Origin of the sequence: Blattabacterium cuenoti BPAA (assembly GCF_000348805.1) — a bacterium.
In the GTDB taxonomy this organism is placed as follows: Bacteria; Bacteroidota; Bacteroidia; order Flavobacteriales; family Blattabacteriaceae; genus Blattabacterium; species Blattabacterium cuenoti_B.
The window spans coordinates 107,072-120,162 of sequence record NC_020510.1 but is presented as its reverse complement, the minus strand read 5'-3'; the positions used below and the strand labels follow the sequence as shown (position 1 = coordinate 120,162).

The 13,091-nt window shown below is 25.9% G+C and carries 13 protein-coding genes and 1 tRNA gene; 9 read left to right on the top strand and 5 right to left on the bottom strand.

The window, feature by feature from the left end; translation table 11 throughout:
• Positions 1 to 4 precede the first annotated feature (4 nt).
• Complete coding sequence (gene mnmG, locus BPAA_RS00515) at positions 5 to 1,879, top strand: tRNA uridine-5-carboxymethylaminomethyl(34) synthesis enzyme MnmG (protein WP_015429725.1); 1,875 nt, start codon at positions 5 to 7, stop codon at positions 1,877 to 1,879.
• On the opposite strand, the gene BPAA_RS00510 is transcribed toward mnmG, so the two are convergent.
• Positions 1,856 to 2,185, bottom strand: a complete 330-nt coding sequence (locus BPAA_RS00510) for an FtsB family cell division protein (protein WP_023469908.1) — start codon at positions 2,183 to 2,185, stop codon at positions 1,856 to 1,858. The two genes, mnmG and BPAA_RS00510, sit on opposite strands and share 24 nt — an antisense overlap.
• Before the next feature lie 53 nt (positions 2,186 to 2,238).
• Here BPAA_RS00510 and BPAA_RS03175 point away from each other — a divergent pair, with 53 nt between their 5' ends.
• Both BPAA_RS03175 and fumC read left to right on the top strand, forming a co-directional pair.
• The gene (locus tag BPAA_RS03175; RefSeq protein ID WP_023469907.1) at positions 2,239 to 2,364 is read left to right on the top strand and encodes a hypothetical protein; all 126 of its coding nucleotides are present in this window, start codon (positions 2,239 to 2,241) and stop codon (positions 2,362 to 2,364) included.
• A 20-nt stretch (positions 2,365 to 2,384) separates the two neighbouring features.
• Entirely contained in the window at positions 2,385 to 3,770 is a 1,386-nt protein-coding gene (fumC, locus tag BPAA_RS00505) for a class II fumarate hydratase (RefSeq protein WP_015429723.1), read from the top strand.
• On the opposite strand, the gene BPAA_RS00500 is transcribed toward fumC, so the two are convergent.
• Positions 3,757 to 4,530 (bottom strand): TatD family hydrolase, encoded by a 774-nt coding sequence (locus tag BPAA_RS00500; protein ID WP_015429722.1) that lies wholly within the window; start codon positions 4,528 to 4,530, stop codon positions 3,757 to 3,759. The two genes, fumC and BPAA_RS00500, sit on opposite strands and share 14 nt — an antisense overlap.
• Before the next feature lie 39 nt (positions 4,531 to 4,569).
• On the opposite strand from BPAA_RS00500, the gene fabD reads away from it, so the two are divergent.
• From fabD to BPAA_RS00485, 3 genes are read left to right on the top strand one after another with little or no spacing between them, the layout of a single operon-like run.
• A complete protein-coding gene (gene fabD / locus BPAA_RS00495; RefSeq protein WP_041178691.1) occupies positions 4,570 to 5,430 on the top strand; it encodes an ACP S-malonyltransferase in 861 nt (286 codons plus the stop codon).
• 16 nt (positions 5,431 to 5,446) lie between these two features.
• Complete coding sequence (locus tag BPAA_RS00490; protein WP_015429720.1) at positions 5,447 to 6,391, top strand: GYDIA family GHMP kinase; 945 nt, start codon at positions 5,447 to 5,449, stop codon at positions 6,389 to 6,391.
• A gap of 52 nt (positions 6,392 to 6,443) precedes the next feature.
• Complete coding sequence (locus tag BPAA_RS00485) at positions 6,444 to 7,700, top strand: citrate synthase (RefSeq protein ID WP_015429719.1); 1,257 nt, start codon at positions 6,444 to 6,446, stop codon at positions 7,698 to 7,700.
• A 4-nt stretch (positions 7,701 to 7,704) separates the two neighbouring features.
• On the opposite strand, the gene BPAA_RS00480 is transcribed toward BPAA_RS00485, so the two are convergent.
• The 3 genes from BPAA_RS00480 to BPAA_RS00470 all read right to left on the bottom strand — a co-directional run bounded on the left by BPAA_RS00480 (position 7,705) and on the right by BPAA_RS00470 (position 9,846).
• Positions 7,705 to 7,787: transfer RNA gene (locus BPAA_RS00480), tRNA-Leu, on the bottom strand.
• Positions 7,788 to 7,815: 28 nt separating this feature from the next.
• Complete coding sequence (locus tag BPAA_RS00475) at positions 7,816 to 9,366, bottom strand: Rne/Rng family ribonuclease (protein ID WP_015429718.1); 1,551 nt, start codon at positions 9,364 to 9,366, stop codon at positions 7,816 to 7,818.
• 162 nt (positions 9,367 to 9,528) lie between these two features.
• Positions 9,529 to 9,846 (bottom strand): HU family DNA-binding protein, encoded by a 318-nt coding sequence (locus BPAA_RS00470; protein ID WP_015429717.1) that lies wholly within the window; start codon positions 9,844 to 9,846, stop codon positions 9,529 to 9,531.
• Between the two features lie 82 nt (positions 9,847 to 9,928).
• Here BPAA_RS00470 and BPAA_RS00465 point away from each other — a divergent pair, with 82 nt between their 5' ends.
• The 3 genes from BPAA_RS00465 (at position 9,929) to BPAA_RS00455 (ending at position 13,081) form a co-directional block, all read left to right on the top strand.
• Positions 9,929 to 10,981: an A/G-specific adenine glycosylase gene (locus BPAA_RS00465; RefSeq protein ID WP_015429716.1), complete on the top strand. Its 1,053-nt coding sequence runs from the start codon at positions 9,929 to 9,931 to the stop codon at positions 10,979 to 10,981.
• 101 nt (positions 10,982 to 11,082) lie between these two features.
• Complete coding sequence (gene gldE / locus BPAA_RS00460) at positions 11,083 to 12,411, top strand: gliding motility-associated protein GldE (RefSeq protein WP_023469904.1); 1,329 nt, start codon at positions 11,083 to 11,085, stop codon at positions 12,409 to 12,411.
• 58 nt (positions 12,412 to 12,469) lie between these two features.
• Positions 12,470 to 13,081, top strand: coding sequence for a tetratricopeptide repeat protein (locus BPAA_RS00455; RefSeq protein WP_041178690.1), 612 nt, complete (start codon positions 12,470 to 12,472; stop codon positions 13,079 to 13,081).
• Positions 13,082 to 13,091: the final 10 nt, after the last annotated feature.

Sequence of the window (13,091 nt, the reverse complement as noted above, 5' to 3'; positions counted from 1 at the left end):
AATCATGTTTTTAGATATATATGATGTGATTGTGGTTGGGGGAGGACATGCTGGCATTGAAGCGGCTTCTGCATCTTCTAATATGGGATCTAAAACTTTACTTATTACCACTAACTTGCAAACTATAGGTAAAATGTCATGTAATCCGGCTGTAGGAGGAATTGCAAAAGGTCAAATAATTAGAGAAATAGATGCTTTAGGTGGATTTTCTGGAATGGTTGCAGATTCTAGCACAATTCAATTTAGAATGTTAAACAAATCTAAAGGCCCTGCTATGTGGAGTCCTAGAGCTCAATGTGATAGAAAATTATTTTCCTATTATTGGAAATATTTTTTAGAAAAAAATTATAAATTAGATCTATACCAAGATACAGTAACATCTTTAATAATAGAAGGAGGTAAGGTGAAAGGGGTCCAAACTATTTTTGGATTAAAAATTAAAGGAAAGTCAGTAATACTTACAAATGGAACTTTTCTAAATGGAAAAATCCATATTGGAAAAAAAGAAATTAATGGAGGTAGAATAGCAGAACAAGAAGTAAGAGGGATCACGGAACAGTTAACTAAAAATTTTGGATTTAAATTTGGAAGAATGAAAACAGGAACATCGCCAAGAGTAGATGGACGTTCTTTAATTTATGAAAAGATGAAATCTCAAAATGGAGATAAAGATCCGAAAAAATTTTCTTTTTTTTATAATCCGAAAAAATTGAAACAACAAAAAAAATGTTATATTACTTATACCAATCAAAAAGTACATGATTTAATACGAGATAATTTTAGTCATTCACCAATTTATACAGGATCTATTCAAGGGATCAGTCCTAGATATTGCCCTTCTATAGAAGAAAAAGTTTTCCGATTTTCAGATAAAAAAGAACATACGATTTTTGTTGAACCAGAAGGATGGAATACTGTAGAAGTATATGTAAATGGTTTTTCTACCTCTTTCCCAGAAAAAATACAATATCAATCTTTGAAACTAGTTCCAGGGTTTGAAAAAGTAAAAATATTAAAACCTGGATATGCTATCGAATATGATTATTTTCCACCAGAACAATTAAAGGTAACTTTAGAAAGTAAAATTATAGAAAATCTTTTTTTTGCTGGACAAATTAATGGAACAACTGGATATGAAGAAGCGGCGGCACAAGGATTAATGGCAGGAATTAATGTTCATTTAAAAATTCATGAAAAAGAACCATTCCTTCTCAAAAGAAATCAGGCTTATATTGGAGTTTTAATAGATGATTTGGTAACAAAAGGAACAAAAGAACCTTATAGAATGTTCACTTCAAGAGCAGAATATAGGATGTTATTGCGACAAGATAATGCTGATGAAAGATTGACCCATATGGGATACAATATAGGTTTAATTTCAGAAAAAAAAATGAGAATGTTAGATCAAAAAAAATCTAAAATAGAAAAATGTATGTCTTTATTTCAAAATATAAATTTTGATCCGAAGACTATAAATCCTATTTTAAATGCTAAAAAGTCTACTCCAATATGTCATGATAAAAAAATAGGAACTATTTTATCTCGTTCTGAAATTGATATTCAAGATATTATATCTCTTCCACTTTTAATGGAAGAAATTAAAAAAAATGATTTTTCCCAGGAAATATTGGAACAAGTTTCTATTAGAATCAAATATAAAGGATATATAGATAGAGAAAAAGAAAATGCAAAAAAACTATTGAAATTGGAAAATCTTAAAATTCCAAATAATTTTGATTACAAATCAATTAAATCTCTTTCTTCAGAAGCAAAAGAAAAATTAGATTATTATCGTCCAATATCATTAGCTCAAGCTTCAAGAATTAGTGGAATTTCTCCTTCAGATTTAAGTGTTTTACTCATTCATATGGGACGTTAGTTTGTTTTTTCGATTTTTTTTAGATACAATAAACAAATCTTCATTTTCTTTTTTCATGTAAAATTTTTCTCTTGCTAATTTCTCAAGATACAGAGGATCTGTTTTCAATTTTTTGAATTTATTCGCTTCTAATAAAATTTTTTTTTTCAAAAAATCTCTATTGGATGTCATTTCCCGAATACTATTTCTAAATTTATAGTGTAAGATGAAAGAATTAGAATCAAAAAAAGACATCCATATAAAGAAAAAAATACTAATCCAAAAATATTTATTTTTTAGGATTTTGTATTTTGTCTCTTTCATCATGCTTATTAAAATAGGTTGTAAACATTAATAATAATAAACTTATCATCCAATAAATGCTAAAAAAAGATAGAAAAAATATACACCAAAAACCAGATATAGTTATAAGTAAAAAAAATAAAAATCCTAAAAATTTAATAATCATAGAAGAGATCAGTTCTAATTTTATTATATTATTATAATTTCGGAAAAAAATAGGAAAATGACATATAGAATAGAAAAAGATACTTTGGGGGTCGTTAAAGTTCCTTTCGATAAATATTGGGGAGCACAAACAGAAAGATCTAGAAATAATTTTAAAATCGGCCCAGAAGGTTCTATGCCTATAGAAATTATTCATGCATTTGGTTTTTTAAAAAAAGCGGCTGCTCATGTTAATTTTGAGTTTGGGATTTTATCTAAAAAAAAAAAAGATATGATATCCTTAGTTTGTGATGAAATTATAAACGAAAAATTAAATGATCAATTTCCTTTAGTAATATGGCAAACTGGTTCAGGAACTCATACTAATATGAATATCAATGAGGTAATTTCTAATAGAGCTCATGTTTTGATGGGGAAAAAATTAGGAAAAAACCAATCTTTTATTCATCCCAATGATGATGTAAATATGTCTCAATCATCTAATGATACTTTTTCTACAGCAATGCATATTGCCTCTTATCAAAAACTAGTAAAAAAAACGATTCCTTCAATTCAAAAATTAAGAAAAACTTTGGAAGAAAAATCTAAGTTGTTTCATGATGTTATTAAAATAGGGAGAACTCATCTTATGGATGCAATTCCTATTACTTTAGGACAAGAATTTTCAGGATATGTTTCTCAAATAGATCATGGATTAAATGCTATAAAAAAAACTTTAGATCATCTTTCTGAATTGGCGATAGGAGGTACAGCTGTAGGAACAGGATTGAATGCTCCTAAAGGATATGATAAAAAAATAACCGAGTATATATGTAAGTTAACTGGTTCCCCTTTTAAAGTAGCACAAAATAAGTTTGAAGCAATATCATCTCATGATGCTATAGTGGAATCTCATAATGCTATTAAACAAATAGCTGTTTCTTTAATTAAAATATCAAATGATATTCGTTTTTTAGCTTCTGGTCCACGTTCAGGAATTGGAGAAATACATATTCCTGAAAATGAACCTGGATCTTCGATAATGCCTGGAAAAGTAAATCCGACTCAATGCGAGTCTATTATTATGGTTTGTACTCAAATTATAGGAAATGATATGACTATTTCTATGGCTGGATCTTCAGGAAATTATGAATTAAATGTATCTAAACCATTAATGGCATATAATTTTTTACAATCCTCTCAACTTCTTTCAGATGCTTGTACTTCTTTTTCTTCTTTTTGCGTGATGGGAATAAAACCAAATTATAAAAGAATTAAAGAATTTTTGGATAAGTCTTTGATGCTAGTTACAGCACTAAATACTCATATTGGATATGAAAAATCAGCAAAAATTGCAAAATATGCTTATGAAAATAATAGTACATTAAAAGAAGAAGCGATTCGATTAGGATATTTAACTGTTGACGAATTTGAAAAATTTGTAAATCCATCTAAAATGGTGTGAAAAATAATTTTTCTACATTCCAATAGATGATCTCGGATATTTTTTCTTCTGACATAGAATAAATTTGTGATAGTTTTTTTAAAATTATTCTTAAATTTTTGGGCTCATTTCTTTTTCCTCTCAAAGGATGTGGAGAAAGATAAGGGGAATCGGTTTCTAATACTAGATGGTTCAAACTTATTTTATGTAAAAATTGACTAATATGATTATTTTTAAAAGTGATCATTCCACCAATACCTAGTTTGATTCCAAAATCAATAATTTTTTGAGCTTGTTCTAAAGTACCTGAAAAACAATGAAACACTCCTTGAAGAGAAGAGTTTTTTTCTTTTGATAAAATATGAAAAACTTGATCAAAAGCTTTTCTACAGTGTATAACTATAGGAATTTTTTTTTGTTTAGCCCATTGTATTTGAGTTTGAAAAGCGTATTCCTGTTCATAAACGAATTTTTTTTCTAGTAAATCCATTCCGATTTCTCCTATAGAAATAAAGGAATGTTTATATAACCATGTTTTTATATTTTTCAATTCTTTTTCTAAACTATATGGATCTACTTTATTAGGATGCAATCCTATCATGGAAAAACATATATTAGGATATTTTTTTTCTAATTTTAATATATTAGGAACAATAGAACTATCTATAGAAGGAAGTAAAAATCTATTTATTCCTTTATGAAAGGCTTTTTGTATTACAAAATTAATATCTTCATCAAATTCTTTCATGTATAAATGAGTATGAGTATCAGTAATTTTCATGTAAATAATGAATTTTTAATTTTTAAATCAAAATATTTTATGAAAGCTTATTTATTTCCTGGTCAAGGGTCCCAATTTCTAGGAATGGGAAAAGATTTATACAAAAATTCTCATTCGGCAAAAAAATTATTTCAATTATCTGACGAAATTTTAGGGTTTAAAATGACATCTGTCATGTTTGAAGGAACCATGGAAACTTTAAAAAATACAAAGTATACACAATTAGCAATTTATATATATTCAGTTATAAAAGCAAAAATATCAAATTATTTTGAACCTGATATGGTAGCTGGACATTCTCTTGGTGAATTCTCTGCTTTAGCTGCAATTAATGTATTTTCTTTTGAAGATGGATTAAAATTAGTAAATCAAAGAGCATCAATAATGCAAAATATTTGTGAATCTACTCATGGAGGTATGGCTGTTGTGTTTGGATTGGAAGATTCTATTATAGAAAACGCTTGTAAAAACGATCATGGAATTGTAGTTCCTTCTAATTATAATAGTCCTGAACAATTAGTAATTTCTGGAGAAATTCAAGCTTTGAGAAGAGTTTGTTCTTTTCTAAAAAAAATAGGAGCTAAGAAAATATTTATTCTTCCTGTTCATGGAGCTTTTCATTCTCCGATTATGAAACCAGCCCAAACAAAATTTCAAAAAATTGTAAACCAAATTTTTTTTAAAGATTCTAAATATCCAATATACCAAAATGTAACTGCTCTACCTGTTATAAAATCTTATGATATAAAAAAAAATCTTGTTGAACAATTGACTTCTCCAGTTAAATGGAAACAATCTATAAAAAATATGATAGCTCATGGAGCTGTTTCATTTACAGAAATGGGTCCAGGAAATATTTTACAAGGATTAATTAAAAAAATTTCAAAAAATTCTTTATAAAAAATATAAATCCATAATGCATCGATATAGAAGAAGATATAGACGTTTTTTTTACAGTCATGGAAAACTATTGTTAACAGGAGAATATTGTATTCTTTGTGGAGCCTGTGGTTTAGCACTTCCTACAATTAAAGGACAATCATTAACTATCTTTAGACACAATCTTTCTTCTGTTTTACATTGGAAAAGTTATGATGAAATCAATCAACCTTGGTTTGAAGGAGTATTTCAACTTCCTTCTTTAGATATTTGTTACGAAACAGAGAAGAATACGGCTCTTAAACTAAGAGATTTGTTATTAAAATCTAAAAAAATTCAAAAAGATTTTCTTCCTAATTCATTAGGAATATATGTTAAAACACAGTTGGAATTTCCAATAGATTGGGGATTAGGAAGTAGTTCTACTTTAATTAATAACATAGCAAAATGGGCAAAAATAGATCCTTATATGTTACTAGAAAATAATTTTTCAGGTAGTGGATATGATCTCGCTTGTGTTTCTATTTCAAAACCCATAATTTATAAACTATGGAATCAAAAACCTCATATCATTCCCATAGAATTTAACCCCCCCTTTAAAGATAAACTGTTTTTTCTGCATCTTAATAAAAAACAAAATACTTGTGATGAGATACGATATTTTCGTTCTAATATTATATCTAATATCTCTCATGAAAACATAGAGAACATATCTTCTATTACTCAAAAAATTCCCTTTTGTAAAACATTAAAAGAATTTGAAGAATTATTATTAAAACACGAAAAAATTATATCAAAAATACTGAATCTTCCTACTATTAAAGAAATATATTTTCCAGACTATTTAGGAGTCGTAAAAAGTCTAGGTGCTTGGGGTGGAGATTTTGTTTTGATAAGTTCTAGAAAAGGAATGAAACATTATTTTTCCAATAAGGGATTTGATACTCTTATTTCATTTGATGAAATGATTTTTAAAATATAGAAAGTAACATTTTATTTATATTATTATATATATTTAATAAAATTTATTTATTATGTGCAGTGTCGTAAATTTTAATATCAATGGATATCATTACAAACTCCCTGTCATTTATGGAACTTTTTGTGAAAAAGCTATTAATATTTCTAAATTAAGAGAAAGTACAGGGTTTATTACATTTGACCCAGGATTTAAAAATACAGGAATAACCAAAAGTTCTATTAGTTTTATAGATGGAGAAAAAGGAGAACTTTTATATAGAGGATATCCTATTGAACAAATTATTAATCAATGTTCGTTTATAGAAACAAGTTATCTTATTTTAAATGGAGAACTTCCTAATACTGCACAATTAAAATCTTTTTCTGAAAAAATCAAAAAATTTAATTCGATTCATAAGGAAATAAACAAAATACTTGATAATATTCCAAATTCTTATCATCCAATGGGAATTTTATCTTTTTTAACCCATATTTTGGACGCATTTATAAATAATTCTTTACGGGAAGAAGATCTATATCTTCATCTGTTAGCTAAATTACCTATATTAGCTGCTTTAACTTACAGAAAAAAAATAGGGTTACCTCCTACTTATGCAGATCCTCATCTTGATTATACTTCCAATTTGTTAAAAATGTTTTTTTCTATTCCTAATCAATCTTATGAACTAAATCCGATTATTTCGGATGCTTTGAACAAGATTTTAATATTACATGCAGATCATGAACAAAATTGCTCTACAACTACCGTTCGTTTATTAGGTTCTGCTCATGCTGGATTATTTGCATCTATATCTGCAGGAATGAGTGCTCTTTGGGGAAAATTACATGGAGGAGCGAATCAAGCTGTAATTGAAATGTTAGAAGCTATTTTAAAAAGTGGAGGAAATATCAAAAAGTGGATAGAAAAAGCGAAAAATAAGAAAGACCCATTTCGACTCATGGGATTTGGACATAGAATTTATAAAAATTTTGATCCTAGAGCTAAAATAGCTAAAAAAGTAGCTGAAAATGTAATTCAACAATTAGGTATTTCTGATCCAATATTAGAATTGGCAAAAGATGTTGAAAGAAAAGCTCTTCAGGATTCTTATTTTTTAGAAAAAAAACTTTATCCTAATATTGATTTTTATTCCGGAATTATTTATCAAGCTATAGGGATTCCAAAAGAAATGTTTACTGTTATGTTTGCTTTAGGAAGATTACCAGGATGGATGGCTCATTGGAAAGAAATGAAATTAAATAAAGACCCCATAGGTAGACCTAGACAAATTTATATAGGATATAAAAAAAGAAATATCAAAAAAAAATAGTTAATGCGGGCGAAGGGATTCGAACCCTTACGCCTAATAGGCATCAGATCCTAATTCTGACGTGTCTACCGGTTTCACCACGCCCACTTCTTGGTTTGGAAAGTTATAATAAATTTTAATGAAAATAAAAAGAAGACAATAGGATTTCGTGATTTTTATCTATAATTTGATATTCTGTATATCTAAATGAATCTCTTGGAATTATTTTAATCCATTTTTTATATTTTAATAACCATTTTTGTTGAATAGAAGGAAATCCTTTTTTTAAAAAAGCTGAGACGAAAGAATGAATATGTAATTGGATTCCTTTATGATTTTTGTTTCTTATAATAGTTTCTATAACAAATTCTAAATGATGAATATAATTTTTAGGAGAATTTTGATACTGTTTATTATTTACATTTATTTTTTTTAATTCAGGTCTTACTCTATGACGAGTAAATTGAACTAAACCAAATTTATTGGGAGGTAAAATTTGATGTTTTGCTCTATCATTTTTCATTTCTTCTTTTAAATGTTCATATAGCTTTTTTTTTTGTATGGAATTATACATATCTATAAAATCCACAACAATTATACCTCCCATGTCTCTTAATCTGAGCTGTCTTGCTATTTCTGTTGCTGCTAATAAATTAATTTTTAATATATTATTGGACCTTTCTGATTCTGTACAATTTTTCATCATATGATTGATCATTCCACTATTTACATCTATAACATGTAAAGCTTCAGTATGTTCTATGATGAGATAAGCTCCATTTTCAAGAGGAACATTTTTACCTAAAAATACTTGTATTTGTTTTTCTATCCCATATTTTTCAAATATGGGAACATTTCCTTTATAATATTTAATTATACTGGTTTTTTTTGGAGCAATTAAAGATAAATATGAATGAATTTCTTGACATAGAAAATCGTTATTACAACAAATAGATTTGAAATGGTCATTGAATATATCTCTTAATAAACAATAAGTTTTATTATTTTCACTCAATACACGAACTGGTGGAAAAAGTTTCATTAAATTATTTAATGTTTTTTTCCATTTTTTCATTAAAAAAATGAGTTCTTCATTTAGAACTTTTTCTATTTCATTATCAGCAGCTGTACGAATAATCATCCCAAATTTATTTGGGATGATTTTCCTGATGTAAGAAATCAATCTATTTTTTTCTTTTATATTTTTTATTTTTTTAGAAATAGAAATTTTTTCTGAAAAAGGTATAAGGATTAAATTTCTACCTGGAATACAAATTTTTGTAGTAAGTTTCGGTCCTTTATTAGAAATAGGTTCTTTGGAGATTTGAACCAAAATTTTTTGTCCGATATACAATATATGATTTATAGAATTTTTGTTTTCTTGATTTTCGAAATTATTCGATTCTTTTTGATTATTATTAATATGATTGGAAGATATCAAATTTAACATTTGATCAATTTGAAATCCAATATCATCATAATGCAAAAATGCACCTTTTGAATGTCCTATATCTATGATAGCCGCATTTAATCCGTACAAAATTTTTTTAACTATTCCAAAATAAATATCTCCTACAGAGAATTTTTTATTCAAAACATCTCTATGAAGCTCCAGTAATTTTCCTTCTTCCAAAAGAGCTATTTTAACTTCTTGTTCTTCTGCATTTATAATTAACTCTTGATTCATACACAAAAACAAGGAAAAAAAGTTTTAGAAATTACATTTTTTTTAGAAAATTATTATTTCTTTTTATGCCTATTTTTCCTATTTCTTTTTTTTCTTTTATGAGTTGCTATCTTACGTCTTTTTCTTTTTTTTCCGTTTGGCATAATTCTCAACAATTAGTAATTATTGATTCATTGTATTTTTATTTATTTCTTTGATAGGAACATTTTTTTTGACCAATTCTGTAAAAGATTTTGAAGGTTTAAATGCTGGTATATTATGCGCAGGAATTACAATAGACATATCTTTGGATATATGACGTCCAAGTTTTTTCGCTCGATATTTAATAATAAATGATCCGAATCCTCTTAAATAAACATTTTCTCCCGATGTTAAACTTTGTTTTATTTTTTCCATAAATGTTTCTATCACCTTTTGTGTATCAATTCTCTCAGATCCAGTTTCTGATATGATTTCTGTTATTATATCTGCTTTTGTCATGTTAAATCATTATATCGAATAACAAAATTCGGTTTCCTAAATATACCAATTTTTTATAAAATTGCTTAAAAATTAAAGATATATGGATTTTTCCAAAAAAATAATAAATTGGTATAAAAAAAATAAGAGAAAACTTCCTTGGAGAGAAACTAAAAATACATATTATATATTAGTTTCAGAGTTTATGTTGCAACAAACAAGAATTTCACAAACAACCATAAAGCATTATTTAAACTTTATAAAAAAATTTCCAAGTTTAGAAAAACTTGCTCAAGCGAAAGAAAAAGATGTGTTGAAAAAGTGGGAAGGATTGGGATATTATTCTAGAGCAAAATACTTGCATTCTTTTGCTAAAAAATTAAAAAATGATAAAAAGTTTTTTCCTAATAAATATAAAGAATTAATAAAATATAAAGGGATCGGGCCATATACAGGAGCAGCTATAGCATCTATATGTTTTCATGAAGTCATTCCTGCTATTGATGGAAATGCTTGTCGAGTATTTTCTAGATATTTTGGAATTTTCGATGATATTACATCTACTATTACAAAAAATAGATTTAGAGTTACGGTTTCAAAAATAATGGATTTTGAACATCCAGGAATTTTTAATCAAGCAATTATGGATTTAGGTTCTATTTTATGTACTCCAAAAAGTCCTAAATGTTTATTATGTCCAGTTCAAGATTCTTGTTTTTCTATTCAAAATGGAACTGTATATAAATTACCTGTAAAAAAAATAAGAAGATTCATAATACATAGATTTTTTTATTATCTTTTCATATGTGATCGTAATAAAAATATTTGTTTAAATAAAAGATCAACTAAAGATATATGGAAGGGTCTTTATGATTTTCCTTTAATAGAATCGAAACAAAATCTTTCAATTCATGAAATCATAGATAAAATTTGGGAAAAATTTAGAGTTAGGGTTTCTAATAATGTGATTTATAAAGTAAAACAAAAACTGACTCATCAAATTTTATCGATTCGATTCTTTAATTGTGAAATTTTGCAAGATTTAAAGAAAAATATATTATTTGATAATTTTTGTTTTATTTCCCCAAATCAAATAGGAGAGTACCCTTTTCCTCGTCCTATTATTTTATTTTTAAAACATGAAAAAATGATTTAGTTTTTATTTTCGATGAATCCTAATGTGAATTTTAGATCCATTTTTGATCATATCAATTTTTACATTTTCTTTTCTAAAAATTATTATCAAAATTTAATCTATTGGAAAAAGAATCTTCGACGAATATTTTTTTAGAAAAAACTTTATATTTAGTTTTATATTTTGCATTAATAATAATACTGTTGTTATTTTCTGCACTAATATCTGGATCAGAAACTGCTTTTTTTTGTATTGAAAAAAAAACTCTTGACAAAGAAAGAAAAAAAAATTCTTATAAAGGAAATATTGTTTTTCAAATTCTAAGAGAGAAAAAAAAACTATTAGCAACAATATTAATATCTAATAATTTTTCGAATATTGGAATCGTTATATTAAGTTCTTATTTAATAACAGAATTTTTACAAAAAAAATATTTAGTTATTTATAAGCAATTTCATATTCCCATTCACTTCCTTTTGGAAGTGGTAGTTCTTACTTTTATTTTACTTTTATTTGGAGAAATCATTCCTAAAATATATGCTAGTAAAAATAATTTTCGTTTTGCTATTTTTATGGCAAAACCCTTAATAATTCTTAGCAAAATACTAAATCCAATTAGTAAAATTATAATTCTAATTTCAAAATCTATAGATAAAAAAACCATAAAAAAAAAGAATCTTATTTCTGTAGATCAACTGTCAAAGGCTTTAAAAATTACATCTTCGAATCCAAAAAATGTTAAGGAATGTCAGTTTTTACAAAGAATTGTTGATTTTGGAAATACAGAAACACATCAAATTATGACTCCAAGAATAGATATGTTTGCTTTAAATAGAAATATAAATTTTTCTAATGTTTTAGAATCAGTTCGTGATCAAGGATACTCTCGTATTCCTATTTATAAAGATAGTATTGATGATATAGAAGGAGTTCTTTTTGCTAAAGATCTACTTCCATTTATTTATCATAAACATTTTCAATGGAATAGACTCATACATTCTCCTTTTTTTGTTCCAGAAAAAAAAAAGATAGATAATCTTTTAAGTGATTTTAAAGAAAGAAAAATACATTTAGCAATTGTGGTAGATGAATATGGAGGAACATGTGGACTAGTGACTCTTGAAGATGTAATTGAAGAAATAGTAGGAGATATTATTGATGAATTTGATGAAGAAGACATGTCTTATTCTAAATTAAACCAAAATAATTATTTATTTGATGGAAAAACATCTTTAATTAATTTCTATCGTATTATGAACATTAAAGAAGAAATTTTTTTTGAAAATAAAAAAGGGGATGCAGATACTTTAGGGGGGTTTATTATGGAAATAAATAAAGAATTTCCCAAAAAAAAACAAAAAATAAATTTTTTAAATTATTCTTTTATTATAAAAAGTATTGATCATAAAAGGATCAAAACTATAGAAGTTATAAGAAAAAAACTGAATTAGTATTGTGTATTAAATAAAAAAACTAAATTTAGTGTATAAATCAAATAAATGTGATGGAATGAAAAAAAAATTTATTTTTTGTTCTGTTATATTGATAATCATATTATATGTTACATATTTTTCTTTTAAAACATTATTTTTATATCCATCAGAAAAAAAAGCGGTGAAAGAATTGAGTTATGCTCAACAATATCTTTCTCAAGGAGAGATAGATAAAGCCTTAAATAAAAAGAAGAATAAAGTTAACTATTTAGGATTTTCAGGTATAGTTTATAAATATCCTTTTACAAAAGCAGGTAATATATCAAAATTTTATGCAGGAATTTGCTATTATAAATTAGGGGATTACAAAGAATCCATAAAAATGATGAAAAGTTTTTCCGCAAAAGATGAAATCTTATCTTCTATAAAATATGGAATTATAGGAGATGCTTTCATTCAAATGAAAAATAAAAAAAAAGCCTTAAAAAATTATGTTATAGCAGCAAATGTAAGAGAAAATGAAATCACGACTCCTCTTTTTTATTACAAAGCCGCATTATTGAATTTTTATATGAAAAAATACGAGAATTCTCAATATTTTTTAAGAAAAATAGAAAAAAAATATCCTTCTTTTTTATACAAAAAAAACGTTGAAAAATATATTATGTTTATTGAAAATAAGTTATAATAAATTATCT

Bases quoted from the DNA above. Each gene is read 5' to 3' on its own strand.
- mnmG (WP_015429725.1), top strand. From the start codon at position 5: ATGTTTTTAGATATATATGATGTGATTGTGGTTGGGGGAGGACATGCT.
- BPAA_RS00510 (WP_023469908.1), bottom strand. From the start codon at position 2,185: ATGATGAAAGAGACAAAATACAAAATCCTAAAAAATAAATATTTTTGG.
- BPAA_RS03175 (WP_023469907.1), top strand. From the start codon at position 2,239: ATGCTAAAAAAAGATAGAAAAAATATACACCAAAAACCAGATATAGTT.
- fumC (WP_015429723.1), top strand. From the start codon at position 2,385: ATGACATATAGAATAGAAAAAGATACTTTGGGGGTCGTTAAAGTTCCT.
- BPAA_RS00500 (WP_015429722.1), bottom strand. From the start codon at position 4,530: ATGAAAATTACTGATACTCATACTCATTTATACATGAAAGAATTTGAT.
- fabD (WP_041178691.1), top strand. From the start codon at position 4,570: ATGAAAGCTTATTTATTTCCTGGTCAAGGGTCCCAATTTCTAGGAATG.
- BPAA_RS00490 (WP_015429720.1), top strand. From the start codon at position 5,447: ATGCATCGATATAGAAGAAGATATAGACGTTTTTTTTACAGTCATGGA.
- BPAA_RS00485 (WP_015429719.1), top strand. From the start codon at position 6,444: ATGTGCAGTGTCGTAAATTTTAATATCAATGGATATCATTACAAACTC.
- BPAA_RS00475 (WP_015429718.1), bottom strand. From the start codon at position 9,366: ATGAATCAAGAGTTAATTATAAATGCAGAAGAACAAGAAGTTAAAATA.
- BPAA_RS00470 (WP_015429717.1), bottom strand. From the start codon at position 9,846: ATGACAAAAGCAGATATAATAACAGAAATCATATCAGAAACTGGATCT.
- BPAA_RS00465 (WP_015429716.1), top strand. From the start codon at position 9,929: ATGGATTTTTCCAAAAAAATAATAAATTGGTATAAAAAAAATAAGAGA.
- BPAA_RS00455 (WP_041178690.1), top strand. From the start codon at position 12,470: ATGAAAAAAAAATTTATTTTTTGTTCTGTTATATTGATAATCATATTA.